This window comes from Enterococcus sp. DIV0170, from assembly GCF_051710765.1.
Lineage (GTDB): Bacteria > Bacillota > Bacilli > Lactobacillales > Enterococcaceae > Enterococcus_A > Enterococcus_A raffinosus.
Genome location: NZ_JBIOLG010000002.1, coordinates 409,090 through 434,211, shown reverse-complemented (window position 1 = coordinate 434,211; position 25,122 = coordinate 409,090). Strand labels below are relative to the sequence as shown.

21 protein-coding genes and 1 tRNA gene are annotated in these 25,122 nt (G+C 39.7%); 4 read left to right on the top strand and 18 right to left on the bottom strand.

Annotation, left to right across the window (positions count from 1 at the left end; all coding sequences use genetic code 11):
* Positions 1-37: 37 nt before the first annotated feature.
* The 6 genes from buk to IGI50_RS17735 all read right to left on the bottom strand — a co-directional run bounded on the left by buk (position 38) and on the right by IGI50_RS17735 (position 7,098).
* Positions 38-1,108, bottom strand: coding sequence for a butyrate kinase (gene buk / locus IGI50_RS17760; RefSeq protein WP_438777957.1), 1,071 nt, complete (start codon positions 1,106-1,108; stop codon positions 38-40).
* A gap of 6 nt (positions 1,109-1,114) precedes the next feature.
* Positions 1,115-2,005 (bottom strand): phosphate acyltransferase, encoded by an 891-nt coding sequence (locus IGI50_RS17755; protein WP_438777956.1) that lies wholly within the window; start codon positions 2,003-2,005, stop codon positions 1,115-1,117.
* A gap of 9 nt (positions 2,006-2,014) precedes the next feature.
* Complete coding sequence (locus IGI50_RS17750) at positions 2,015-3,355, bottom strand: aldehyde dehydrogenase family protein (RefSeq protein WP_438777955.1); 1,341 nt, start codon at positions 3,353-3,355, stop codon at positions 2,015-2,017.
* Between the two features lie 142 nt (positions 3,356-3,497).
* Complete coding sequence (locus IGI50_RS17745) at positions 3,498-4,076, bottom strand: TetR/AcrR family transcriptional regulator (protein ID WP_218257600.1); 579 nt, start codon at positions 4,074-4,076, stop codon at positions 3,498-3,500.
* A 236-nt stretch (positions 4,077-4,312) separates the two neighbouring features.
* Positions 4,313-6,280 (bottom strand): glucosaminidase domain-containing protein, encoded by a 1,968-nt coding sequence (locus tag IGI50_RS17740; protein WP_438777954.1) that lies wholly within the window; start codon positions 6,278-6,280, stop codon positions 4,313-4,315.
* Between the two features lie 476 nt (positions 6,281-6,756).
* Entirely contained in the window at positions 6,757-7,098 is a 342-nt protein-coding gene (locus tag IGI50_RS17735; RefSeq protein WP_010743559.1) for a hypothetical protein, read from the bottom strand.
* A 232-nt stretch (positions 7,099-7,330) separates the two neighbouring features.
* Between IGI50_RS17735 and IGI50_RS17730 the strand changes: the two genes are divergently transcribed.
* From IGI50_RS17730 to IGI50_RS17720, 3 genes are all read left to right on the top strand, one after another.
* Positions 7,331-8,491 (top strand): cation diffusion facilitator family transporter, encoded by a 1,161-nt coding sequence (locus IGI50_RS17730; protein WP_218257598.1) that lies wholly within the window; start codon positions 7,331-7,333, stop codon positions 8,489-8,491.
* A gap of 84 nt (positions 8,492-8,575) precedes the next feature.
* Positions 8,576-9,259 carry a helix-turn-helix domain-containing protein gene (locus IGI50_RS17725; protein WP_010745472.1) on the top strand — a complete coding sequence of 228 codons (684 nt, stop codon included), beginning with the start codon at positions 8,576-8,578 and terminating at the stop codon, positions 9,257-9,259.
* Positions 9,196-10,158, top strand: coding sequence for an IS3 family transposase (locus IGI50_RS17720; protein WP_438777599.1), 963 nt, complete (start codon positions 9,196-9,198; stop codon positions 10,156-10,158). Before IGI50_RS17725 ends, IGI50_RS17720 begins: the two co-directional genes overlap by 64 nt.
* 191 nt (positions 10,159-10,349) lie before the next feature.
* Here the strand turns inward: IGI50_RS17720 and IGI50_RS17715 are convergent, their stop codons facing one another.
* The 6 genes from IGI50_RS17715 to IGI50_RS17690 form a co-directional block, all read right to left on the bottom strand.
* Positions 10,350-12,338 (bottom strand): FtsX-like permease family protein, encoded by a 1,989-nt coding sequence (locus IGI50_RS17715; protein WP_438777953.1) that lies wholly within the window; start codon positions 12,336-12,338, stop codon positions 10,350-10,352.
* Positions 12,339-12,341: 3 nt separating this feature from the next.
* Positions 12,342-13,103: an ABC transporter ATP-binding protein gene (locus IGI50_RS17710; RefSeq protein WP_438777952.1), complete on the bottom strand. Its 762-nt coding sequence runs from the start codon at positions 13,101-13,103 to the stop codon at positions 12,342-12,344.
* Positions 13,104-13,246: 143 nt separating this feature from the next.
* Positions 13,247-14,236 carry an ATP-binding protein gene (locus tag IGI50_RS17705; protein WP_438777951.1) on the bottom strand — a complete coding sequence of 330 codons (990 nt, stop codon included), beginning with the start codon at positions 14,234-14,236 and terminating at the stop codon, positions 13,247-13,249.
* The gene (locus tag IGI50_RS17700; RefSeq protein WP_438777950.1) at positions 14,233-14,913 is read right to left on the bottom strand and encodes a response regulator transcription factor; all 681 of its coding nucleotides are present in this window, start codon (positions 14,911-14,913) and stop codon (positions 14,233-14,235) included. The genes IGI50_RS17705 and IGI50_RS17700 overlap by 4 nt, the downstream gene beginning before the upstream one ends.
* Before the next feature lie 206 nt (positions 14,914-15,119).
* Positions 15,120-15,956: a TIGR03943 family putative permease subunit gene (locus tag IGI50_RS17695; RefSeq protein WP_438777949.1), complete on the bottom strand. Its 837-nt coding sequence runs from the start codon at positions 15,954-15,956 to the stop codon at positions 15,120-15,122.
* Between the two features lie 10 nt (positions 15,957-15,966).
* A complete protein-coding gene (locus IGI50_RS17690; protein WP_438777948.1) occupies positions 15,967-16,869 on the bottom strand; it encodes a permease in 903 nt (300 codons plus the stop codon).
* A 540-nt stretch (positions 16,870-17,409) separates the two neighbouring features.
* Between IGI50_RS17690 and IGI50_RS17685 the strand changes: the two genes are divergently transcribed.
* Positions 17,410-17,994 (top strand): hypothetical protein, encoded by a 585-nt coding sequence (locus tag IGI50_RS17685; protein WP_438777947.1) that lies wholly within the window; start codon positions 17,410-17,412, stop codon positions 17,992-17,994.
* 34 nt (positions 17,995-18,028) lie between these two features.
* Here IGI50_RS17685 and IGI50_RS17680 read toward each other — a convergent pair.
* The 6 genes from IGI50_RS17680 to IGI50_RS17655 all read right to left on the bottom strand — a co-directional run bounded on the left by IGI50_RS17680 (position 18,029) and on the right by IGI50_RS17655 (position 25,049).
* Positions 18,029-18,100: transfer RNA gene (locus IGI50_RS17680), tRNA-OTHER, on the bottom strand.
* A gap of 292 nt (positions 18,101-18,392) precedes the next feature.
* On the bottom strand, positions 18,393-19,502 hold the full coding sequence (locus tag IGI50_RS17675) for a GH25 family lysozyme (protein ID WP_438777946.1): 1,110 nt from the start codon (positions 19,500-19,502) through the stop codon (positions 18,393-18,395).
* Entirely contained in the window at positions 19,503-19,898 is a 396-nt protein-coding gene (locus IGI50_RS17670) for a phage holin family protein (protein ID WP_438777945.1), read from the bottom strand.
* A 65-nt stretch (positions 19,899-19,963) separates the two neighbouring features.
* Positions 19,964-22,168: a BppU family phage baseplate upper protein gene (locus tag IGI50_RS17665; RefSeq protein ID WP_438777944.1), complete on the bottom strand. Its 2,205-nt coding sequence runs from the start codon at positions 22,166-22,168 to the stop codon at positions 19,964-19,966.
* Positions 22,165-24,369, bottom strand: coding sequence for a phage tail spike protein (locus IGI50_RS17660; RefSeq protein WP_438777943.1), 2,205 nt, complete (start codon positions 24,367-24,369; stop codon positions 22,165-22,167). Before IGI50_RS17660 ends, IGI50_RS17665 begins: the two co-directional genes overlap by 4 nt.
* Complete coding sequence (locus IGI50_RS17655; RefSeq protein ID WP_438777942.1) at positions 24,366-25,049, bottom strand: phage tail protein; 684 nt, start codon at positions 25,047-25,049, stop codon at positions 24,366-24,368. Before IGI50_RS17655 ends, IGI50_RS17660 begins: the two co-directional genes overlap by 4 nt.
* Between the last annotated feature and the right edge of the window lie 73 nt (positions 25,050-25,122).

Here is a 25,122-nt window from a genome sequence, read left to right as displayed (position 1 = left end):
CCCTTTCTTAATTTAAAAGAATTTATTTTCCAATGATTTATAAAGCAGGAGAATTAAATTGTTTTAGTTCTTCTTCCCCTAGGACTACTCGTTCTGCTCCTTTTGATAAAGCAATCATCTCGTGTTCTCCCGGAACGGCGAGGATCGGTGCGATAAACCCAACTCTTTTTTTCAATTCAGAAACGACCATTTCAGAATAGGCCACCCCGCCTGTTAAGGCGATACGATCTACTGCACCATTGGTCACAGTCGCGAGGCTGCCGATGCCCTTTGCGATTTGATAAATATAGCCGTCGTACACAACCTTCAACTCTTTATCGCCTGCTAGAACACGTTTTTCGATTTCTCTTGCGTCACTGGTCCCAGCATAAGACTTCAAGCCGCCTTCGCGTTTATACAGCCGCAGCATTTCCTTCAAGGTGTGCTCATAACATAGCGGCATCAAGTATTTTAATGGCAGCCCGCCTGTTCGCTCAGTTGAGAATGGTCCCTCATCATCAGATATCAAATCAATCATTTTGCCGTCATAATGAATACTGATGGTATTGCCTCCACCTAAATGTGCGACGATAAGTGTCGCTTTCTTATAATCGAGTCCTTCTTCACGTGCAACCTTCATTGCCACCGCTCGCATATTTAGCGCGTGTCCGATACTTTTGCGTTCGATTCCTTTCAACCCTGAGATACGAGCAACTGCTTCAAATTCATCCACCGAGACAGGATCATAGATCAGAGCAATGGTCTTTTCACTGCCTTGTTCTTTGATTTCCTTGGCTAACATCGCCCCCAAATTAGACGGATGTTCAATTTGAGTGACCTCCTTTAAGTAATGAATCATCTCATCATTGACCTCATAAGCGCCAGAGGTCACTGGCGGCAAACTTCCTCCCCGCCCAGCTACAGCATCTAGTTCTTTAGGATCAATTCCTTCCTTTTCCATAAAAGCTAATAGAATGTCTCGACGAAATTCCAACTGATCCACAACATTTTGAAACTGGCGCAACTCTTCGGTTGAATGAGAAATTCCCTGCTCTTTAATAATCTCTCCATCCACATAATAGGAGACCTTCGTGGAGGTGGAGCCGGGGTTAATGGCTAAAATTTTCATCTACGATCACCTCTTGCTGCAATACATAGCGACTACGATCGAAAATACTTTTTCCTCTTCAGTCGAACCGCGAGAAACCATTACGATTGGGACACTTGCCCCCATGATCAAGCCGGCCATCTTCGCTCCCGCTAAAATGGTGAGACTTTTGCCTAAGACATTCATTGTCGTGATATCTGGACCTACCACGATGTCCGCATCACCCGCGACGGGACTGTCATAATGCTTGATTTCCACGACTTTTTTACTTAGGGACAGATCTAAAGAGATTGGCCCATCGATCCAGCAGCTTTCTGGGTTTTCTGTTTGAATTTCCTGCATGAGTTCCTCTGCTTCTACACTCGAGGCAATTTTCGGGTTGACCTTTTCGGCTGCTGCCAACAATCCAATTTTCGGTTTTTCGACGCCGATTTTATTCATGACTTCGATGGCATGCTGAATTAGAATTTTCTTGTCCCCTTTACTTGGGGCCGTTACCATTCCGCCGTCTGTCGTCAGGAGAAGCTTATGATAGGCAGGAATTTCATTTAGCGCCACATGGCTCAGTAGACCACTAGTGGCGATGCCCTTTTCACGATCTACTACCGCTTTTAAGAAGGTACGTGTTTGAATGTGACCCTTCATCAAAAAGTCGATTTCTCTTTTTTGAACCATGTCCACGCCGATTGCCGCACATTCTTCTTCCGTTTTACCTGAAACAACCTGTGCAGAATAACCAAATTTCAACAGTAGTTCATTTATTTTCTCTTTATCCCCAATCAAAATCGGCTCCAAATGCTCTTTCACCTTAGCGTTAAACACAGACTGAATAGAAACCTCATCATTCGCACAAACCACGCCGATACGAATTTTTTGTTCACTAGAAAAATTTGTTAATAGGTCATCAAATTTTTTCATACTTTCCACCTAGTCCCAAGGATTGTCATCATGCTTTGGCGGAATAGGTGAAGCAATGCGAGAAATATTGATTAAATGAGTATAGTTCAAGTTTTCTGAAATAATGTTGTTTCCCCAAGAACCGCAACCTAATGAGACCGTTGGGCTTAATCCATTTGCTGGCGAGCCGCCGGCGTCAATGGTTGGTTGGTTCACCACTAGACGACTAACCGGCAGCACTTCTCCGGCATAAATTTGATGTTCTTTCGTATGACTGAATAGGCCCGCCGAATGTCCTGCGCCTTCTAACAAAAGATTTTCCTGCGCAAAAGCGACCGCTTCTTCAAATTTGTCATAGCTCTTTAATGCTAAGACCGGAGCCATTTTTTCCTTACAAAATAGCTCTTCCTTACCGACTGCTTCAACTCTTACAGCGATAATTTGACTATCTGCTGGAATCTCAACGCCCGCTGCATCAGCGATCACTTTTGGATCTTGTCCAATCATCGCTGGATTGGCCTTTCCGTCAACGAAAAGTGTCTCCCGTAATTTTGCTAAATCCGCCTTATTCGTGATTACCGCCGCCTGCTTATCTTTCAAGTATTCAAGGACCTCTACTTCTTTTTCCGCTGGATAAAACAGACTTTGCTGACAAGCACATACGATCCCATTGTCGAAGGAACGCCCAATTACAGATAGTTCTGCTGCATCCTCCACATCAAAATCACGGTCTAAAATCGCCTGTACGTTTCCTGGGCCGACACCATAGGCGGGATGACCACTGAAATAAGCGGATTTCACTAGCCCTGGTCCACCGGTAGCTACGATCAAATCGACCGTTTTCATTAATTCCTGAGACAATTCAATGCTAGGCTCTTCAATCACCTGTAACAAATCTCGTGGTGCACCGACACTGACAAGAGCTTCTCGCATTAATTCGATCGTTTCCTTCGTTGTTTTTTTCGATCGAGGGTGCGGTGAAACGATCATGGCATTTCTTCCCTTCAATGCCATTAGACCATTGCCTAGTGGTGTGATGGTTGGGTTGGTCGTTGGCGTAACAGAGCCGATGACCCCTCTTGGATGAGCGATTTCAATCAGCCCTTCTTCCGGAATTTCTCTAAGAACACCCACAGACTTCTTATCCTTTAAGCTCGCAAAAATGTTGGTTGCCATTCCTTGATTCTTTCCAATTTTGTGATCCAAACGTCCCAAACGAGTTTCTTCAATCGCCAATTTCGCTAATGGCTCGGCCTGCTCAAAAACTGCTTTTGAAATTGTGTAAAGCATCTTATCCACTTGCGCCTGATCATAGCCACTGATTTCCTCCATTGCGACACGTGCCCGTTCTACCATTTGTTCAATTGTCATTTTCTCAAGCCCCTTTCATTTTTACATACATCGGTGTATGTAGCTTGCAACCTCAATATACCTAACTAATGAAAGCGCTGTCAATTACGTGAAAAAAAGAACTTGTTCGCAAAACGTTGCTGCAAACAAGTTCTTCTTTTTTTTAATGGTTTGTAAAAATAATCGAAATACTTCGACTGATTGCCTCGGTGGTGTAATTTTTTGTCACTTCCTCTGGGGTACCAGAGCCATACATGCCTTCAAAATAATTATAAAGCATACTGGAGACAGCTGCCGCGTCCTTCTCCTCTAGTCCTTCCCTTTTCAACCCCTCTAAGAAAAATTCATACAGTCGACCACGCGTCTCCCGAAACGTTTCTAAGAGCTCCGCAAACTCTGGATACACCTCTAACGTTTTTAATGATTGCTGCATAAATTTGAAGCCTTCTTGATTTTGTGACGGTACAACGAGTATCTGTATGACCTTCTCCTTAAAGGATAAATGTTCATCTTGCATAATTTTTCGTTTTTCAGCTTTAATTTTTTCGATCGTCATACGAACGACTTCGCCAAAGATTTCCGATTTATTTTTAAAATGCCAATACGCCGCCCCGCGACTAACATTGGCATCCCTTGATATTTTGTCCAAAGAAGTGTTCTCAAAACCAACCTCATAGAAGTTTTGAAAAGCGGTTTCCAACAAACGCTGTTTCGTTATTAAGCTGTCTTGCTTTTTCTTCATTGTCATCTCTCCCGTCATAAAAAAACAAAATAAGCAGTGTAGCTACTCATTTTGCAGGATTTTAAATTTCTAGTACAAATTCACAAAATTTGTCTGCTTGTGAAATAATTCTTTTCCTTTTTATAGATTTATTAGTGCTGAACAAAAGAATACGATTTCATTTTCACACAAATTCTACTATTTTTAAAGAAAAAAAGCTGTCAAGTTTTCACTTAACAGCTTTTGGTGTTTAAATTCTACTTCATTGGCGGAATGATCGCTAGCAATCCATTACTTAAAGAAACATAGATTGAAGCGGTTGTTGGTAATGCTTCGTTTAACGTCTTTTTAGCTGGTAATGCCGTTGCTGCTAAAGCAATCAAACTTTCACTGCGGAAAAGATTGACAAAATGCTTCGTTGACATCACTTGCGGAATACGAGGACTATTGACAATGCTAGCAATCAATTTTGATTGAATTTCGTCATTGACATCCACGGTTGTTTTTGTTGCTTCGATCTTAGGTCCCGTAGTTTTTTCTTTCGTTTCCTTCGCATGATCAAACTCGGTTAAATCATAGGCTTTGATAATCGCATTCAATTTTTCAGCGTATTGTTTATCTGTCGCATAGCGTCCTTGAAGATGCTCTGTTGCATCCTTATAGGACTCTGTTTGATCCTTCCAAGTTGCTTTGTAGAAATCTTCATTCCCTGAAATGCCTTTTTTGATCAATTTCGCATAATCTTCTAAAGACTCTTTATAAGAAGGATACTTTCTAAACTCAGAAGTAATTTGGAAGCTTGCGCCCACATTGTCCTGCTCAAGCGTTTGGAAAGTCACACCTTGATCCTTATACTTGCCCTTGATCCCAAATAAGTTATAGTTTGGTTCACTGGCTAATGAACTATTTCCAGAGCCGCTTTCTAAAATCGCTTGTGCGATCATTACTGAAGAATAAATGCCGTTCTTCTGTCCGATTTCACGAGAAATTTCTCCGATTTTCTTAATGAATTGATCGGTCGTTTGGTTTTTGTTAAAAATAAACGGCTGATTCGTACTGTATTCACCGAAGGCATTTGATAAGGAACCTGTTGCTTTTGGCAAACCTGAGATATTTACTCGAACCGCAAATGTCGGTGTGAAGGTGCTAATGCTGCCAATCTTCACAACATCGCCAGGTTGCGGAGCATGAATGTATTGGCCGTTGCCGATGTAGATCGCTACGTGTGTCGTTACACTAGTAGGTGCTCCCCAGAACAATAAATCCCCAGGCTGTGCTTCACTAACTGGAATTTGTGTGCCGGCATATTGCTGATCACCTGTCCAGCCGCCAATATTATGGCCGGTCGCATTGGCGTAAACAACATAAGCTAAACCAGAACAGTCAAAGGCATTTGGCCCTTTCGCTCCCCAAACATACGGTTTGCCAAGATGACGATAGGCTTCCTGAACAATCGCTGTTTGTACTTCATTACTAAATGTTGGTGCCGTTTGATTGGATGGTACACGAACATCTGCTGCTGCCGCATCCTCTGATCCAGGCTGACGAGCCGCTGCCGGCTGCTCCTGATTCGCTGAAGGTGTATTCACCGTTGGATTTTGCGTTGTTTGATTGTTTGAATTCGTTGCGGGTTTATCTTTATTACTATTATTTTGATTATTGCTGTTACCGCTTGTGTTCCCGCTAGGTTTTTCCTCTGGTTTCGGTGTTGGCGTTGGTGCTGGTTTTTCTTCTTTTACAGTCTCCAGTTGAATCGATACATCGGCATCTGGCATCGTAAACACACCGTTTACTTCTGCACTTGAGTGGATCAATGCTTGTGTTGTTGCATTGATAACCTTAACTTCTTTTATTTTTACATTCTCAGGCACTGTCACTGTATAATGAACAGCTGTATTTTCCACTAATCCATTATCTGATGTATATTGGAAGGAAATTTGAGCGCCATTTGCATCACTAAAGCTATTATTAGCGATAGGTGCACCATTTGCCAATAAATTATGTGGTGTCGCTGGTTCTGGCTCAGGAATTGGCGTTTCAGAATTCCCAGTGTCTTCTGTACTTCCCGGATTTGTAGTTTCAGTTGATTGCTGTGTAGATGAAGTCGTAGCAGAGTTGCTGGCAACTGTTCCACTTTCTTCAGCAAAAGCTTGTTGTGAAGATAAAAGAGTCGGGCCGAATAACGTTCCCAACGCTAATAAACTTACAATCTTATTGTACTTCACATCTATACCTCATTTCTAATTTAAATATATTTCTATATATAATTATTTTCCTTAATTACTTACTATAATATCATTAATTTAAAAGTATGTCTAAAGAGTCGACCATTGTTCATAAAATCTTCAAAATTATTAAATAGAAAAATCGAATTCACCTCTTTTGCATCTTTTTCAGTCAATCCAAGTACTGATAAATCAACGATTATTATTAAAATGAACACTAGAAGAAAAAATAACATTTGATACATTTCCTTCCTGGTTAAACCTAAGAATCAATTTATTTAATATAATATTAGATAAATGAAATGATTAAATTCACCAGAATAAATATTTTTATAAATAAAACATACGTAAAAAAATAAAAAAATCTTGAAGGAGCAGTAAGAATCTGCTCCTTCAAGATTTTTTACGTAGGATGTCTTATAAAAAAGTCAGGTGAACCTAAACAAAACAATGAAGTGTTTAGGTTCACCTGACTTTTAAACCTTTTCTTTTACAATTTTTTGCATCAATTTCGAGATTGAACGTTCATGGAAGTGAGTCATACGAACACTCTCACCGTTTTCAGTACGCCAGATTTTATTTTCATAAAAACCAACGCTATCACGTTCGCCATCCATCAACTCTTTTGCGTAGCCTAACACAAGACGAATCGCTTCACGTGTCGGCTCATCACTTTTGAAATATCCCGGATAACTACGGAGGTACTCATCTAGATCGCTATTATGAGATACTTTCCAGTCTTCGATAAAATCTTCCAAGGCGGTGACGACATTACTCGTTTGAATCTTCCATAGTGTTATATCTACTTGATTTTCCATAATCATTCCTCCATTATTGAATCCCTTTACATCTATTATTATAAAGTGCTTTCATTTTAAATAGCTGAGATATCTGCAAATTTTCTATTAAAATTCTTCAAAAAAGAACTTGAACTTTGTGGTAAACCTCAATTATTTAAAGTTTACCCTTATTTGCTGTTAGTGGATTTGGCTTCTTATTGTCCGGATTTTCAGTTATACTATTATTAATTGATTGATAAGGATGATTGTTATGCTGACTTTTTTAATAAATAAAATTACAGATCGCTCTAAAGGAAATAAACGCACCAGTGTAGGTATTTTGGCAGGAATCTTAGGTTTGATCTCAAACCTTGCTCTTTTCCTAGCCAAATTTTTTATTGGCTCACTTTCGGGCAGTGTTTCAATTATGGCGGATGCCATGAACAATTTGTCTGATACTGCCTCTTCCTTTATCACCCTTGCAGGCTTTAAAATTGCCGGCAAGCCTGCTGATGAGGATCATCCCTACGGCCATGAGCGTTTCGAATATATTAGCGGGTTCGTTATCTCCATTTTAGTGACCTACGTCGGATTTCGCTTCTTAGACAGTTCCTTTATTAAAATTCTACATCCAAGCAGCGTGTTGCTTTCTCCGATCGTATACATCGTTTTGGTTTTATCGATCCTCATGAAATTTTGGCAGTCTTTTATGTATCGCAGATTAAGTCGCGAAATAAGTTCTGATACCCTAAAAGCTACTGCTCAAGATAGTATCAATGATGTGTATACGACCATCGCTGTTTTGATTTCTGCCATTATCGAATGGTTCAGCGGCTGGCGAATTGATGGATACATTGGTTTTCTAATTGCTTTGTACATTATTTATTCAGGGATTAAGATGATCATGGGGTTTATCAATGATTTGATGGGTGTTCGCCCGCGTGATGAGGAAGTCGCAGCCATTCGTCAACATTTGGATAATTATCCCGACATCATCGGGTATCACGATCTACTGATACACAGCTATGGACCAAATAGCGTCTTTGCTTCCGTTCATATCGAGGTAAATCAAGACTGGACCTTGCCCCACGCCCATGAAGTGATCGATGCCATCGAATATGATGTAAAACAAAATTTAGGGGTGGATCTGGTTTGTCACTTAGATCCCTATCCGATTGACGATCCTGATTTTAAGCGTATTGCGCCTGTCTTAAAACGGATTTTAAAGGATATTCATCAAAATCTTCGCTTTCACGATTTACGGGTAGACAAAACAACGACCCCCGAAACCATTTATTTTGATTTAGTAGTACCAGAAGACCTAAAAAAGAGAACAAATACACAGCTGCAAGATCAAATAAGCAGCCAATTCATCTCACAAAGTGAGCCAGCAAAACTGAGCATCACCTTTGACCGAACATACTTATTATAATTACAAGAAAAGCATTGGTCCGAATGATATGCTACCCCTAACTAGGACAAAGAAATAATTAAGTCCTAGTTAGGGGTATTTATTATGGGAAAAAGACAGATGAAACTTACTGTGGAAAAACGAGTACAGTTTGTTAAACAGTATTTGAATGGAGAACGAGGATCAGCTCGAACCGCTAAAGAAGCTGGAATTAGTTCCACTACGTTGAAACGATGGTGCGCAATTTATGAAAACGAAGGTCCTGCTGGGTTGATTGCCACAAGAAAGAATAAGGGATATTCAAAGGAACTAAAACTTGAAGCCGTTCTTGATTATCTGAATGGCTCAGACAGCCTATTGAGAGTAGCTAAAAGATACGAATTAAGAAGTACAACTCAACTTCGAGACTGGATTAAGAGATATAATACTCATGGAGACTTCAAATCAGAAAGTGGTGGAAGCAACGTGAGACAAACAAAAAAATTCAGTTTGGAAGAACGTGTAGAAATGGTCCTGTATTGTATCGCAAATGACTATGATTACAGCGGGACCGCAGTCAAATACCAAGTGAAATATGCCAATCTCTACAATTGGGTAAAGCGTTACGAAAAAAAAGGCAAGGCCGGTTTAGAAGATCGTCGTGGACAACGAAAAGCCAAACAAGAAAGTCGCACCCCAGAGGAAGACGCGCAAATCAGAATCGCTCAACTCGAAGAACAAGTAAAATACCAACAGATGGAGATCGACCTGTTAAAAAAAGTAAAGGAATTAGAAAGAAGGGATCGCTAGGACAAGTCAGAAAAGTAGTTGCTTACGAAGCAATCAAAGAACTTCACGAAGAAAAAGCCTATGCCATCTTACCCATGTGTAAAATCATGAGTGTCACTCGTTCGGCTTATTTGCGATGGATCGAACATCCCTATAGTGAACGGACGCTAGAAAACATGGAATTGGCGAAAGTTATACGGATCATTCATAATGAACATCCTGAAAAAGGGTATCGCGGGATTAATAATGACTTGCTTCGAGAACACGATATTCATGTCAATGACAAACGCGTGTTGCGTATCTGCCGACATGAAGGGATTCAGTCGACCATCAAACACTCTGCCAACAGTATTACAAAAGGAGCGAATCATCCCTACCACACCGCCGAAAACATTTTAGATCGTAAGTTTACTGCCGAAGCGCCGAATCAAAAATGGCTAACGGATGTAACGGAATTCAAATATTATGAGGGACCAGAAATCCACAAGGTTTATTTAAGCGCGATTTTAGACCTCTATGATCGTCGGATTGTTTCTTACGTCATTAGTGATACCAATGACCTGAATATTGCCTTTGATACCTTCGATCAAGCAATCGAAACAGAACCTGATGCTCACCCGCTCTTTCATAGCGATCGTGGATTCCAATATACGCATCAGAATTTTTATAACAGAGTCATTGAAGCTGAAATGACGCAAAGCATGTCTCGTGTTGGAAAATGTATCGATAATGGTCCGATGGAAGGGTTTTGGGGAATGATCAAACGAGAAAAATATTACGGCAAGAAATTTACGAGTCGTACAGAACTAGTCACGATGATTGCGAATTATATGGACTATTACAACAATGGGCGCTATCAACGAAAATTACATGTGTTGACACCGATGGAGTATCACAATCTGTATTACGAAGCAGCCTAATCATTCGTGCGTTTCAAACATAAAACGTCCTTTGTTTTGTGTTTGAAACGCATGACCAACCAAGCGGCAGCGCGGTAGTTGTTTCTTAGAAAAGTTAAAAACTACTCTTCAAGAAGCGAAGAGTAGTTCTAAAAATCATTCATTATTTCATTGTCCTATTGACGGGTAGCCCACCAGAAGACCAATGCTTTTTAGCTCTTTCGTTCTACCAATTGATAATAGCTGCGCGCCGTCAAACGATAAACGATAAAATAGAGAATGGCGAAAATCACGGTAACGATCCCACAAATAAGTAAGAACAGCTTCCAATTCACCAGCCCAAATAAAACGAGTAATTTTTTAATCAACGGAAAAGCAAATCCTAGATGAATAACCGCGACAACTAATGGAAAGGAAAAGACCATCATTACTTGACTGCTTATCACCTTCTTAACTTCCCGATGACTCATCCCAACCTTTTGTAATATCTCAAACCGCTCTCGATCATCGATCCCTTCAGAAATCTGCTTATAGTAGATAATCAGAGCAGTGGCCAGAATAAAGGTAGCGCCAAAAACGATTCCTAAAAAGAAAAATCCGCCAGTGAATACCTTGTTCTCAGCAACAAAGGTATATCTATCGTCAAAAGTGAATTGTCCGTCGCCTAATTGCTGGGTTAATTGTGCACGAAGCGATTGAGCAAAATCACTCTGCTTGTCTTTTTCCTTTAGCTTCGTATTAAACAGAAAATTATATTCAGGGTAGACAGCCGCGGCCTCAGATTGCTTAGGAAACCAATCTGCCAAACAACGTTCAAGTACCGCTTGATTGGACAGTACAACAACAAATGAGTCGGTCAGCTCCACTTGCTGATTGATTCCGGGAAAATGGTTAATCCGTTTTTTGATTTTATAGTCCTGATTCTCCAGCTTAAGAGTATTTTCTTTGATATCGCCACTAACGGGATAGAAATAAATTTCATCGTCCTTCAAATCTGGCTTCTCATTCGTATGCTTCTCATATTCCTGTGCAGTCATAAAATTTATCAGTGTAACCGATGGCGATTTGGTATTGTAAAAATCTTCTGCACTGGTTGTCTGATAATTGCCGTTTTTCGGTTGAAACATGATACTTTTGGTAGACGTTAGATAAACTTGTTTCGTGAGTGGTGCTTGTTTTTCAGCACTGATCGTTTCGATTGCCTGCTCAACAAGCTCAGGCTTGCGAACAGTAGAAACCATTACCTCACGAGGATAACGTGATTTTTCAACATCCTTCTGACCGAAAAATAGACTCGCGGTGGTCGCGGCAGTGACCAATACCATGGTTGACAGAATACAAATACTCGCTAATCCTGCTGCATTCTGCTTCATTCGATACATCATACTTGAAACGGAGATAAAATGATTGGTTTTATAATAAAATCGCTCGTTTCTTTTTAGAAGCTTCAATAATGCGATACTTCCTGCGGTAAACAGGAAATAGGTTCCTAAGATTACTAGGATGATCGCAACAAAGAACAGGTTTAACGCACTCAGCGGCGACTCAATCATTACTGCAATTCCGTAGCCGCCACCTAAGCATGCCAAACCTAGAATAGCGAGAAACCAACGAGCTTTTGGCTCCTGCTCTCCTTTTTTACTACCATGTAACAACGAAATCGGATTGGTTCGACTGATTTGCCAGCAATTGATCAACAGCAGCAAGAAGAAAATTCCCACAAAGAGCAACGTGACAAATCCAAGACTTTTCGGTGATAGCTGAAAGACAAAAGCATTTCCTACACTGATTAAACGACGAAGGACTAAAAAGGAAAATTTAGATAAAACGATGCCCGTCAATAATCCCGAAACGATTACAATCAGGAAGCTTAGAAGATTTTCCCAAATCATTAGTTGATACAGCTCGCGTTTTCCTAAACCTAAAATATTATATAAACCCAGTTCTTTTTTACGCTGTTTCAGCAAAAAACTATTGGTGTAGAAAGAAAAGATTATCGTAAAGATTATGATCACGATATGTCCCAAGCCAAACATAGCACTGGCCGAACCTCCACCAGGCAGGGCGCGCATCCCTTCATTGTTCACTATCACCTGTGTCATCGTGTTAATAGCGACTAAAAACAGCATGGAGATAAGAAAAGGCAGATAACCGCGATGGTTCTTTTTCAAATTGGTTAAAGCTAATTTCGCATAGAACATCCGTTACGCCTCCTTCGATAGCAAGGCTGTCAGTGTTTCGTTAATCGTTTCTAGAAACTCATAATTGTCCTTGTTTCCCCGGTATAATTGGTGATAGACCTGTCCATCCTTTATAAAGAGCACACGTCTCGCATGACTGGCCGCAATCGAGCTATGGGTCACCATTAGAATCGTTTGCCCGTTATAATTCAATCGTTGAAAAATCTGCAGCAGCTGCTCCGACGTTTTTGAATCCAACGCTCCGGTGGGCTCGTCAGCTAATAGCAGCTCTGGATTGGTGATGATCGCTCTTGCGACAGCGACCCGCTGTTTTTGTCCGCCAGACAACTCATAGGGATACTTCTCTAACAGCTTCTCAATGCCAAGTGCCTTTACCACCGGTTTAAGCTCACCCATTAATTGCTTGACGGGTGTCTGTGAGAGCACCAACGGTAACAGAATATTATCCTTTACAGAAAAGGTGTCTAACAAATTGAAATCTTGGAACACAAAGCCTAAATGGTCTCTTCGAAAGGCGGCCGCGTTTTTTTCCTTAATGGTGTTCAAATCCATGCCATCCAATAAAATCGTCCCAGATGAAGGCTTATCTAATGTAGCAATCAGATTCAGCAGCGTACTTTTTCCGGAGCCTGATTCTCCCATAATCGCTACGTAATCTCCCTTTTCAACCGTTAAATCGATATTTCTCAAGGCTTCTACAGGCATTCCCTTGAACTGAGTTTGATAAATCTTTTTAATATTTTCCACTTTTAATAGTTCATTCACTTTGAATTCCTCCCCGTTCGTTTTGAAGTCGTCGTCTGATCTAAATAATCTTTGATCAGCTCCTCTACTTCATCATAGAAGCTTGCCTGTAAAAACACTACTTACGAAAATAAATCCAAACTTACAATCATGAAAGTTTGGATTTATTCAAAAGCTGAAATTTCTTCTGGAAAAACAATCGTTACTTTGGTTCCTTTTTTTACCTGTGACTCAATATATAGATGGCAGCCTAGTTTTCCTGCGGCCTCTTGACTGAGATAAAGACCTAAGCCACTGGCTCTTTGCTGCTCACGACCGTTCATGCCAGTATATCCCTTTTCAAAGACTCGCGGTAAATCCTCCGCCCGAATGCCCATACCGGTATCTTGAATGGTCAACTGATTTTCACTAAAAGCAATGCTGATCGTTCCGTCTTCTGTATATTTAATCGCGTTAAAAATGACCTGCTCCAAAATGAAAATCAACCATTTCTGATCAGAGTAAACTTGCCCTTCAAGGTTTCCCAGCTGTAAACTCAGATTTTTCTGAGAGAAAAAAGTCGCATATTTTTTTACGACTGATTTTATGATTTTATCGATTGACAGCTGTTGAAAAACCAAGTCCGCTTGATCTAAGTTTTGACGCATATAGTTTAGAATCATTTGCAGGTATTCATTGATTTTGAATACCTCATTCTTCATCCTTCGAGGCTCGATTTGACCCGACTGGATCAATAGGTCTAAGGCAGCGACCGGTGTTTTGATTTGATGTAGCCAAAGTCCGAAATCATCCAGCATGTTCTTTTGATTTTGTTGCAACTCTTCTTGCTGCTGGTTCTTCTTTTCAAGCACAAGACGCAGCACCTCTTGATAGGTCTTTTCGCTTAGCGTATCCGCTTTAGGCAGAAAAATCAGATTGCTTAATTGTAAATCCTTTGTCGCTAAGATTTCCAGTTTTTTCTGTTTGCGGAAGGCACGATAAAAGGAACCAATAGAATAGACAACCAAGAGAAACATCGTAAACAGCCAGCCGTCCCAAAACGGTGCAAAATTGAATTCATAAAGGTAGAACGTTAAATAAATAAGGAGCCAAAAAAAGAAATACATGCCATAAATGACACGCCGTTCATACAAAAAGCTTTTCAGTAGTTTCATTCTTTTTCCTCTATTAAATAACCCTTGTTTTTAACAGTTTGTATTAAACTGTCTATCCCAAAATCCTTTAGTTTTTTCCGTAATCGTGTGAGGTTGACGGCCAACGTATTGTTATCAATAAAATCATCACTCTGCCACAGGGTTTCGATAATTTGCTCGCGAGGGACAATCTTTCCTCGAGTCGCGAACAAAACACTAAGAATCCGCGATTCATTAGGGGTCAGCGGCAGCTGATCCGTTGAGGATTGGATTTGATTGATTGCCGGCACAAATTGATATACGTCAAAGGTATAGGTCAATTGCTGCCCATATTGATAACTGCGGCGCAGCAGCGCTTGAATCTTCGCTAATAGAATGGTCAGCTCAAAAGGCTTTTCAATAAATTCATCCGCACCCATATTTAGCGCCATTACCTGATTCATTTGATCCTTGGCAGACGATAAAAAAATAATCGGCACTTCAGAAACCTTACGTATTTCTTGACACCAATAAAAGCCATTGAAATATGGCAAGGAGATATCTAAAATTACCAAATCCGGCTGCACTTTTTGAAAATCAGCAAATACCTGCTGAAAATCGTCCGCTACATAACAATCCAGACCCCATTGCGTCAGATGCTGTTCAATCACAGAGACGATGGTGGTGTCGTCCTCTACAAGAAAAATTTTATTTGTCATTTACAGTTCCTTCTACTTTTTCTTTTTATTATACTAGAAAATTATACTATTTCGGTAACTAACTTGAATCGAGCAAAAAAAGAGGGGTGTGACAAAAATCTTGTCACACTTCCTCTTTCCGAATAAACGATGTACCAAAAGCAATTTTCGGAGATTCCTTCTCATCTCTTAAAGCTGACCACTTCTGTCATAACCTCTCCTACATGCTAAAATGCGCGATACACATATTGATTTTTCGGTGCACTGATTGTTTGTACGCTGTCAACTTGTACTGCAGGGATTTGACGGTCAAATGGCTCAAAGAAATCTAGCGTAATCGTCCCTTCCACATGCAGCCATTGATTATTTTTCACTGTCGTATTTTCCGGCAGTTTGGTCATTAATCCAAAGACCCCAGAATCTGCCACACAATGAATGATGCCGAATCGGAAAAGAAAATCATATTTCTGATGATTCTTATTCGCCTCATAAACAAACCCATTAAAGGAAATCTTCTTGCCGACAAAGGAGTTTGGGTAGTTGTAAATCAATTCCATCACTTCTAAGTAATTCTCATCTGTAATTGCTAATTTTTGATCAGCCTCATATTTTGTCATCAGCTTCGTCATTTGGTCGTTATAGTCGCTTTTATTGTAATAAATACTCGTGTCAGGCTTCAAATACTGGGTGTTCATTTCAGGGTCTCCCACAGACTCCTTACTGATAGGAAAACTAAAGCCTTTAGCCTCAACGATCGTCGTATCCAGACTGATCGTTGGAAAAAGCGTCCCCACGACTAAGGGTAAAATCAATAGAAGATACGCGATCCCTCTTTGATAAGGCTTATTCAAGCCGTGATCATGTCCCTCATGATGGTCGTGGTCCTGATGTTTCTCTCCGCTTGCCCAGATTTTCAACTGTACAAGGGCTAACAACAATGATAAAAACATTGTCAGATAAATGAGATAGCGATAATGGACATTGATGTACTGATCCAGCTTGCCGGAAACCTGTAGATACATCATTAATTCAAAATAGCCGGATAAAATCAAAAAACGAATCATTGGTCTCCTCCTATAGTACAAGTGCGTAGATTGTAACGATCACACTGATCAAAGCAATCAGCTGCAAAATAAATTTCCCGTGAAAGCTGCGTTTCATCATCATCAAGTTCTTGATATCCACCATTGGTCCAAAGACTAGAAAAGCCACGATCGCATTGGTTCCAAATAGACTTAATAAGGACGATCCAACAAAGGCATCCGCCTCTGAGCAAAGAGACATCGTAAAAGCCAGAATCAGCATGACTAGAATACCAACGATTTTCGAAGAAGTCAGCTGCATCATGAATTGTGTCGGTAAATAGACCTGCATACTGCTGGCAATCAGCGCTCCAATAATCAAATAGCGGCCCGTATCAAAAAATTCATCGATGCCGTGGACTAAAACAGACCAGACGTTTCCGCCAAATGATTCTCGCTTCGCCTTATCATGGTGATGGTGCGAATGACTATGATCATGAAGCACCGTTTTTAAGATCGGTGTACGATTAAAATAAGCAATCCATGAGCCAATAATCAAAGCGACAATCAAACTGCCAATCCCTCGCAGCAAAGCAAACTTCACGCTGTTGCCAAAGGCGATGTAGGTCGAGAACAATACGATCGGATTGATGATTGGTGCAGTTACCATAAAGGCAAAAGCCGTGTGCTCCGGCACTCCTTTACGTATGAATTGTGTGACAATCGGCACGATCCCGCATTCGCAGGAAGGAAAGAAGAAGCCGAGAAAAGAACCAACGAGTATGGCTAAAAATTTATTGTTGGGCAAGATCTTCCGCACGCGTTCAGGCGTTAGAAAAACCTGCAGCGCTCCAGAAATAATACAGCCTAATAACACAAATGGAATCGCCTCGATAACGATCGATAGAAAAATCGCACTCATTTGTAAAACGGAATGTGGTAGAAAATTAAACATGTGTCTCCTCCAAAAAAATCACTGCTTAAAGATATACTCTTTTTCGTCAAAAGACACAAGAAAATTTTAATTCACAAACTTTTTTTTAGATATTTTTATGTTTTTCTTCAATCATCATTAATTTTAGTAAAAGATTCTTACTCGCAAAAAACGGTCTTATTCTAACCCATCTCGCTCTGATTTTCGAACCATTCATACACAAAAAACCCGTTACATGGCAAACCATGTAACGGGTTCATTCTACTATTATTTTACAGCGTCTTTTATTATGGCTGTTTTACCACTTGTTCAACCCGGGCAAAAAACGCTCTAAATCAACTGTTAATAACACTTTATTCATGATAAATTTTCGAGCTAGAACGGACTAGTTAGGATTTTTTGCCCCTTTTTTGCCCCTTTTTTACTTCTCTATTTAGTAAAAGTCATGCTAGAATTTGAATGCTTTTACATAGATAACTACTACATCATCACTTATGCTATCTAAGATTCCCTTACTTATGATAAAATTCAATTAATAATAACTATTTGGAGGACAATTTAATGGTAGATTGGGGAAAAATTGGGAAACAAGCTCTTGACTTATCAAAAAAAGCTGGTGAAAAAGGAATAGAATCCTTCAATGATTGGCGAACAGACGAAGCCCGTATTCAAAAAGTTCAAGAAAAAAAAGAGATAAAAAAAGAGAAGAAAAACGAAAAAAATTACACGCCTTTGCGTTCTAAACACATTGAGTACAACGAAATTAAAGGTGTATTCGAACTTATAAAACAAATGAACGGAAAATTTGATTCCGAAGAACTGCTATCGTATGAACTTATTCAAGATGAAGCATCTATAACAAAAGGCGGTGTATCTATCGGGAGAGCGGTAGCTGGTAACGTACTTTTGGGTGGTGCCGGAATGGTGCTCGGTGGCCTTTCAGGCAAAAAAGAAACTAATTCAGTTGTTAAATCAATCAAGATATCTATTTCTATCCGAGGAAAGAGAGGAAAGATTGTAGACCGAGAAATACCGATATATACTGGAAAAGGACTAAAAATTGACAGCCCTCTTTATAAAACCTATATGAGTGAAGCGAAAGAAGATTTAGTTATTTTAGATATGATTTCAAATAATCATATTTAAAAATAGACCTCTCAAGAAATTGAGAGGTTTTTTATGTACCCTGTAGGACTCGAACCTACTTCTGACGATATGAGTCGTCTGATCTCCCCAACTGAGCTAAGGGTACAAATAATCATTTGTGCAAACGTATACAAAGCGTTAGAATATAAATCAGGGATTCCTGATCTTCCCCACAGCATATCCTATTTCTCTCTCAATGGTGCTGTATCAGGAATCCCTATTTAGATAGTATTCGTATGTTGGTCGTAGAGCAATCATTTTGCTTCCAAAATATAAAAGCTGACCAAACCACGGGAGTGGTCGATCAGCAAGTCTCTAAAACTGGTATCAGCCACCAGCGGTAGTTAGTATAACTCATAGATAAAATAAGATGCAAACATTATTTTATACATTGTAGATTATACATCCAGATACCAACGAGTTTCAGTTAAATCATTGAATCCTCCGTCTGTGTCTCCGTCGGTATCGTTTGTGCTGCGAATCATAATAATGATTGAATGACCTGAAACATCCTTTTGATTGAACTCAATCTGGAAGCCTGCAGTATCATTGCGGTTATATACCTTTGCAGCATCCGCTCGTGGCAAGTCTTTCAACTTGATACGTTTCAATTCTTTACCCGTTGTACGGTCGAGAATAAAAGCATATTGATGTTTGTGAGTACGAGTACTCCATCCTTCTGCCTTAATCTTCCCAGCCATTGCGCCGAATCCATCAACGTGACCTTTACCGTTTCCGACTTCCATCACAGAATAATTCTGTCCAGCACGGTAGATATCTGTTGCTTCAGATGGATTTGGAGCAGGCAGTGTTGTGTATCCGTTATCGGTAATTCCAGTTAAATCGACATTACCATCCAATCCGCCGCCAACATATGTGGAAGTGAATTGATAGATAGCCACTCCTTCCATCGAAGGAAATACGTTATAGTTTGGATAAGGTGTAACATTGTAATTCGGATAAGCGGCCATCCACAAACTGTCAGGAAACTCAGCTAAGATTTGCTGATAGTATACATTTGCCAACGTGAATGGTTTGTAACTATAGTACATTGGCGTATATCCAGCATCACGTATCCTTCGCATACCATATAAAATTGTATCTGTATTCGCTTGCTTATTCCCACTGGCTCCGTGCTCAAAGTCTAATGCCACGATTGAACCACGAGGCGTTTTTACTTTCGGTAGAAAGTAATCCATAGTAGTTTTCGCAATACTCATACTTCCCCATGTATCATACCAAATGTATGTGTGTGCACGTTTCCCCTGAGCTAAAGCTGAATTCACTTGGCTTTCATAGGTCCATTGGTTGTATAAACCACCTTCGTTATAACCACCGATTTGAGCGATTGCGAACTTATCATGCGCATAACCAAATTGTCCTTGCGCCCCCTGATAGATTGCCCAGTCAACGCCTTGATCACCTTTCGCTGCATCCACATTGGCCGGGAAAATTGGCAACAAAAAAAGAGCCGCAATCAGGCTCAGTAACGTAATTTTCTTTTTCATTTAGTCCTCCTTGTTTGATTTATCGGATTTGAAACTATCCAAAAACCGCTGAAATAAATCTGTCGTACCACCTAACTTCTGATAATTTTCTAGAATAGATTTCAATTCCATCAGTAAGTAACCAACATAGAGCGTGTAAAGCAGTGCCGTTCCTGCGCCACCTGGCACAATCACTGACATCGGAATAAAGAAGATAAGCAGAAAAACACTAACGATCTTTCTTAAAATTCCATTGATCCCCACTTTTGATTTGAACTCGATGTTAGAATTCACCTTTGCTGCAATTGTTCCAGTTAAGAAGTCTAAAATCATTGCCGCGCAAATCAACGCTAGAATAAAAAGTATTTTCTCATCCTCAGTTTCCAAAAAGTGCCGAAAATAATCGAACATGTCCATTTTTCCCTCTTCCTTCCTAAAATAAAAAGCACACCCGAAAGTGCGCTCAATCGTTGCTTATTTATCTATGCTAATTTGATAACAGTTATTGTTTTTGTCCCAACATTCGTGAATTCGCCGGTAATATTGGTTTCAATACCTACAGAAAACTCATCTCCTGCATTCGCTGTGTTTACACACTGTCCTGTTCCGTCCCATCTATTTTTGAGTGCATCTACCCCTTGACCAGTCACCCGGTCATGGTTGCCTGCCCGAGAACCATTCTTTAACAAATTAAAATATAGATAGCCATTTGTTTGTGTGCCTATTTGATACCACGTATGAATGATAAACAAATAAGTTCCATCTTCACTTACTTTTATACGGCCATTTGTTGCCCTTATTGCCGCTGGCTCATCTGGTCTCATATGAATAATCTGGGAGCCTGATAACACTTCTTTCCCATGAATTCCATTACCAGTTACTTGTCCTTGATCCCCATTGAAAACACTCATGTTAAACGCACCAAAACCACCAGATAGATTTAAATCATCTAACTTTTTATCAAACGTTTTAGGACTTATGGCCTTTTCTGTTTCTTTTCCTTCATTCACTTCTTCCTGCGTAGCGAAGTCCACCCCACCAATACGTTTTTTTAGCTCATCTTTAAGACTAGCAACATACCCCATTTTTATAGAAATCGAATCAATAATCAATTCTGACCCACGGACAGTTGTCGCAGTAACGCCATCAATTCTCACTGATAAGATGCCCATATCACTAATTACATTGTCAGATAAATCTAACGTTAGAGAAGCAGTTACTTCAGTTGGCGTTGCCTCGCGATGATTGAATTGTGGTGCAAAATAGCTTTGAGAATAATCGTATATTCGAATCGAATATCTATTTTCATATCCGGAGCTGTACCCTTTTGATGTTATGACTGAACTAAACATCGATTTAATTACGGCCACTTGAGAAGGAACGTCATTCGCTCCTTTTTTAATGAAGTAGTCCTCTCCAAAATAATTCTTAAAGGCTTGAACTAAATTGATGTTAACCATTATACCTGCACTGGGAGCGTCGTTCGGAATGGTGGTGTACTGTAGAAACTGATCATCATTCGTCTTAATCCGCTCAATTTCATCAGCAGATAACTGTCTCCATTGCTCAGAACTAGGTAACGGCACCGACTGTCCGATGTAGGATCCAATAAACACCGAGCTATCATCTAATGCTAGATCAAATGTCGCTCGAATATCCATATCCGCGTCAATCTCACGTATTAATTGTTCGCCAATATTCTCAATGTCTTTTCCAACTTCCGTCCACTTTGTCCAGGCAGAGTTGTAGTATTTATACCTGAACACTATCGCATCAGTTCCCACAAATAATTGTGTCAATGTATCTGCGTTGTTCGACTTTCCTTGAACCAATAACGTCCCATTTGTACCCGCTCTATTTTCACCTGTCGCGTTTTCTACTGCATATGTCCCGATTGAAGTCAAGCTATTCCAATTTTGACTGGTGATACTCTCCTCGAATTTTCGTAGGAAACGAGAGTCTGCTTCAAGCTTAGTATAAAATTCTCCCGCTTTAAATTCTTCTAAGGCATCTGAAATTACACTCAACGCTGCAGACACGTTATCTGCAATTTCTCTTTCAGCAGTTTTAGCCGTTGAATTTACGGCATCCTGAGCCTGATTAACTGTTTCATTTATTCTTGTTTGGAGTTTCGAAATATCACTTTCAAAAGTTGCAATTTGAGCCTTTATTTCTTCTACCTTTTGAGACACACCAAGAAGATACTCATTTTGCTCATTTTGCAATTGCTCAAGTGTTTCTTTCTGAATTCGTTTTAAATCTTCAACTAATTTATTGTATTCTGAAATAACCGCCTCTGCTTCTTCAGTATTCAGATCAGCGGTATCTAAAACAATCATTTCAAAATCAGCAGTAGTATCTCTTTTCCCATCTTTCTCGAAAGAAAAATACGCTCGCTGGTACTTCCCAGCTACACTAAATGCTTTACTTGGAAAAGTGTATTCAAACGTGCCTTTTGTTAATCCTGTAGTAGTACTGTTGATATTTTCTGAATCGAAAACTTTTGTTTGCCCTTCATAAGAAACGCCTTCAAATCTAAGTTTTCCTCCTGTGAGATCCGCAATCTCGTCACGACGAGTAACATTAACCGTCACCGTCTGCATCGTGTCGTCACCAACACGTCCATAAATAATCTTTGGCGGCATTGGATCTTTTGAAAAGTCTAAGTTTAAGATTTTGTTGCTCATCGAACTCCTCCTCGGCGGTATTTCCGTTTATTCTTTTTCGAACAATTTAATTGCTTTTCCAGCTGTTCAATTTTTTCGATTAGTTGCTTGTTCGTCAAACTATTCAACATAATTTGCTTATTCACATCAATCCCCAAATAATGGTCCTTCGATGACTCTAATAACAAGAATGGTGAATACTGAGCAATCAGTCCCAATTCTCTGGTTTTGGGAGGCTGGCGGTTTTCATCGGAATATTTGTAGTTTTGCCTACGATTAAACTCATAAAACTCCAGTTTTTTCGTTTCACTTATACCATCTACCACAGACGGTGTGATATTTTCTTTTAACCGTATGTCAGATTGATTTACGATTCTATTTCCATTCATATCGATATCTTTAAATACCGTAATGTCACTAGTAGCGATTAATTGGAGAGATTTGGCTTGAAGAAAAATATTCTCCCCAATTGCTTGTAACCCCGAGAAATCACTGTCCCGTTTTCTATTATTTCCAACATACGCATAGCCGTTTCTATTCGTACCTACCCCACTCCCAACTCCTACAGTTGAATCATAATTATTGTCGTATGAATCAACATTTAGGTTCGCAAAGTAACTGGCAAAATTGAACTGACCTTTGTACGTATTCCCATTTTTACTTGCACCAATACGCATAATTGAATTAGCCCCATTGGCATACGTATCAATGATAGCAGCAGTCCGACCATTCATTTTATCAATAAAGTGTAACTGTCCATCATTTAAAAAAATATCTGTATTACTATTTGTGGATAGAATGGAACTTCCGGTAATTGCTACACCCATGATATTGATTGCTCGCAATGTTCCGGTAGTCATTCTATCTGCAACTATCGCGCCATTATTGGTCATAGCCAGTCCGTACGTGCCATTGTAGCCTGTTGAACTAAAGCCAAGCCCGCCAACATTCCACCGCCATACTTTTTGGGCTGTATTAATATTTGTGGTATCCATGATCAACAATTCCTGCGGATCTGCTAAAGATGGATAGATCACTACATGCCCTTCCCCTGGATTCTTAATAATGTCCGTGGCTTCTTTTTGAGCTTGTTCCAACCAATCAACTTTTTTAACGATGGGAGCTGTATCAAGTTGCGAATCAACAAGAACCTTAGAGAAATCGGTTCTCGCTTCCCCTAATTCAACCGATTCATACGTATCTAGTGTGACATTCCATACGGTTTTTACAATTTGAGCCGATGTATTGATTTCTAGCTCATTAAAAGCAACTGTTACCCAATCACAAAGATCAATCGATTCAATATTGCTTATATCATCTTTGATGACTGAACTTGCTAAATCGACAAAGCTCGTTTTGATACTGACCTTTGGGATTCCCACCTTATTGTCCTTAATATAACGGTCAACGAGGTTCCTTAATGACTCAACATCTCTTGGCTCTTTCTCACTAAAATCAACCATTTGAATGCGCCGTTGGGTGTAATTGTTGACGTAACTACTGTCGATGTACGTTTCAGGCAATGTAATTATTTTTTCGTCATCCCCATTACCGACTTTTGCCCAACCGTAAACAGATGTATACGTGTTTTCTATCGATTCCTCTTGGCTAATATCCGTAAGATTTTTCCCATAGGCGATAACAATACTGGTGTCTTTTCCTGCTTGAGCTATTAATCGTACTTGGTTATTATTAAAAACATATTCGCCACCAAAGTTGTCAAGAACTGATCCACGAACGCCGCCAAGAACTTCCTGAGCATTGGCGAATTTTGCAGGATCGGTAAAGTCGATGGATGATGTTGTCGAAATGTCGCTAAAGAAAGTAAAGTCACCTTTCGGTTCCATTCTGTCTTGAAGTTGGTTCAAAGCAGTTTGAGCAGAAATATTTTTGAATACCGGCCCTAATTTGACAATCGAACGCAGTAACTGATACCGATAATGTTCACAATAAACGGTTACGATTCCATTGATTGGTTTCGTTATTTGGGAGATTTCGAAACGCTGACTTTGAGCTTGAATCGTTGGCCCAGCATCCGTTACAACCCACCTGCCAACCTTTAATTCTTTAAACAAAGGCGCGTTCACAGGATACTTAAAACTAAGATCGTAAATGCCATTTCGCTCTCTTTGAACTAATGGGTTAATAGCATCACTTAACGGACCAATGCCTAACGAAGACCAATTATTATTTTTCTTATCGTGCAAAATAATTGTACTCATACGGCTAAGTTCCTCCATCTAGGCTTGATTTTGAATTGATCAATGTTGTTATAGGAGATTTCATTCTTCCCCGGTTGCAAGATAATCGGATTGTAGCCAGCAGTATTCATAAAGCAGTGTTTCGACACATTTACTCCTCCTGTTTTATAGGCAATACCATTTTCGCAATCCATCGTAATGACTCCTGTCCCTGCTTCTTTTGCAATGCGGAACTGTTGGCCATTAATATAAATGTTACTATCAGCGGTAGCGGTAGTTTTATTGAAAGATATGATAGGTAAGCTCGTAAAAATTTCTGGGTTGGTAATCGACTGACCACTAAGAATTTCTCGTTCATCTTCACCATCTAAGCGGAATACAAAAGGTTGACATTTAAAGGTAAAATTGATATCCAACCAATTACGTCTTAAATCCTTACCAGAGGTTCCGCTATATCCTAGCGCTTTGTAAAAATACTCATTGTACTCGCTGAATAATAGTGACTCATACTTATGCGACAGATAAAGCCACCCAGCTATATTTCTTAGTTGAGTGGCAATAGTTTTATCTTTTTCTTTATATATTCTTACAGGGAAGCTTTTTTCTATATCTTTATACTTTCCCTTATCATGAATTATGTCAGAATTTCGTCCATCAACCTCTGTAAAGTCTAATGAAGCCTGAGGTATTACAAAATCCATGTCATTTCTTATTCTCATAAGAAATTCATTAGATCGTCTTCCTCGAAATTGGAAATAGGGTAACTTTGTAAAA

What these genes read in the sequence shown, in the direction of transcription:
- IGI50_RS17665 (WP_438777944.1), bottom strand. Translation starts at nt 22,168, where the DNA reads ATGAGCAACAAAATCTTAAACTTAGACTTTTCAAAAGATCCAATGCCG.
- IGI50_RS17705 (WP_438777951.1), bottom strand. Translation starts at nt 14,236, where the DNA reads ATGAAACTACTGAAAAGCTTTTTGTATGAACGGCGTGTCATTTATGGC.
- IGI50_RS17755 (WP_438777956.1), bottom strand. Translation starts at nt 2,005, where the DNA reads ATGAAAAAATTTGATGACCTATTAACAAATTTTTCTAGTGAACAAAAA.
- IGI50_RS17685 (WP_438777947.1), top strand. Translation starts at nt 17,410, where the DNA reads ATGGTAGATTGGGGAAAAATTGGGAAACAAGCTCTTGACTTATCAAAA.
- buk (WP_438777957.1), bottom strand. Translation starts at nt 1,108, where the DNA reads ATGAAAATTTTAGCCATTAACCCCGGCTCCACCTCCACGAAGGTCTCC.
- IGI50_RS17725 (WP_010745472.1), top strand. Translation starts at nt 8,576, where the DNA reads ATGGGAAAAAGACAGATGAAACTTACTGTGGAAAAACGAGTACAGTTT.
- IGI50_RS17675 (WP_438777946.1), bottom strand. Translation starts at nt 19,502, where the DNA reads ATGAAAAAGAAAATTACGTTACTGAGCCTGATTGCGGCTCTTTTTTTG.
- IGI50_RS17745 (WP_218257600.1), bottom strand. Translation starts at nt 4,076, where the DNA reads ATGAAGAAAAAGCAAGACAGCTTAATAACGAAACAGCGTTTGTTGGAA.
- IGI50_RS17700 (WP_438777950.1), bottom strand. Translation starts at nt 14,913, where the DNA reads ATGACAAATAAAATTTTTCTTGTAGAGGACGACACCACCATCGTCTCT.
- IGI50_RS17750 (WP_438777955.1), bottom strand. Translation starts at nt 3,355, where the DNA reads ATGACAATTGAACAAATGGTAGAACGGGCACGTGTCGCAATGGAGGAA.
- IGI50_RS17655 (WP_438777942.1), bottom strand. Translation starts at nt 25,049, where the DNA reads ATGGATTTTGTAATACCTCAGGCTTCATTAGACTTTACAGAGGTTGAT.
- IGI50_RS17660 (WP_438777943.1), bottom strand. Translation starts at nt 24,369, where the DNA reads ATGAGTACAATTATTTTGCACGATAAGAAAAATAATAATTGGTCTTCG.
- IGI50_RS17670 (WP_438777945.1), bottom strand. Translation starts at nt 19,898, where the DNA reads ATGGACATGTTCGATTATTTTCGGCACTTTTTGGAAACTGAGGATGAG.
- IGI50_RS17730 (WP_218257598.1), top strand. Translation starts at nt 7,331, where the DNA reads ATGCTGACTTTTTTAATAAATAAAATTACAGATCGCTCTAAAGGAAAT.
- IGI50_RS17695 (WP_438777949.1), bottom strand. Translation starts at nt 15,956, where the DNA reads ATGATTCGTTTTTTGATTTTATCCGGCTATTTTGAATTAATGATGTAT.
- IGI50_RS17735 (WP_010743559.1), bottom strand. Translation starts at nt 7,098, where the DNA reads ATGGAAAATCAAGTAGATATAACACTATGGAAGATTCAAACGAGTAAT.
- IGI50_RS17690 (WP_438777948.1), bottom strand. Translation starts at nt 16,869, where the DNA reads ATGTTTAATTTTCTACCACATTCCGTTTTACAAATGAGTGCGATTTTT.
- IGI50_RS17715 (WP_438777953.1), bottom strand. Translation starts at nt 12,338, where the DNA reads ATGTTCTATGCGAAATTAGCTTTAACCAATTTGAAAAAGAACCATCGC.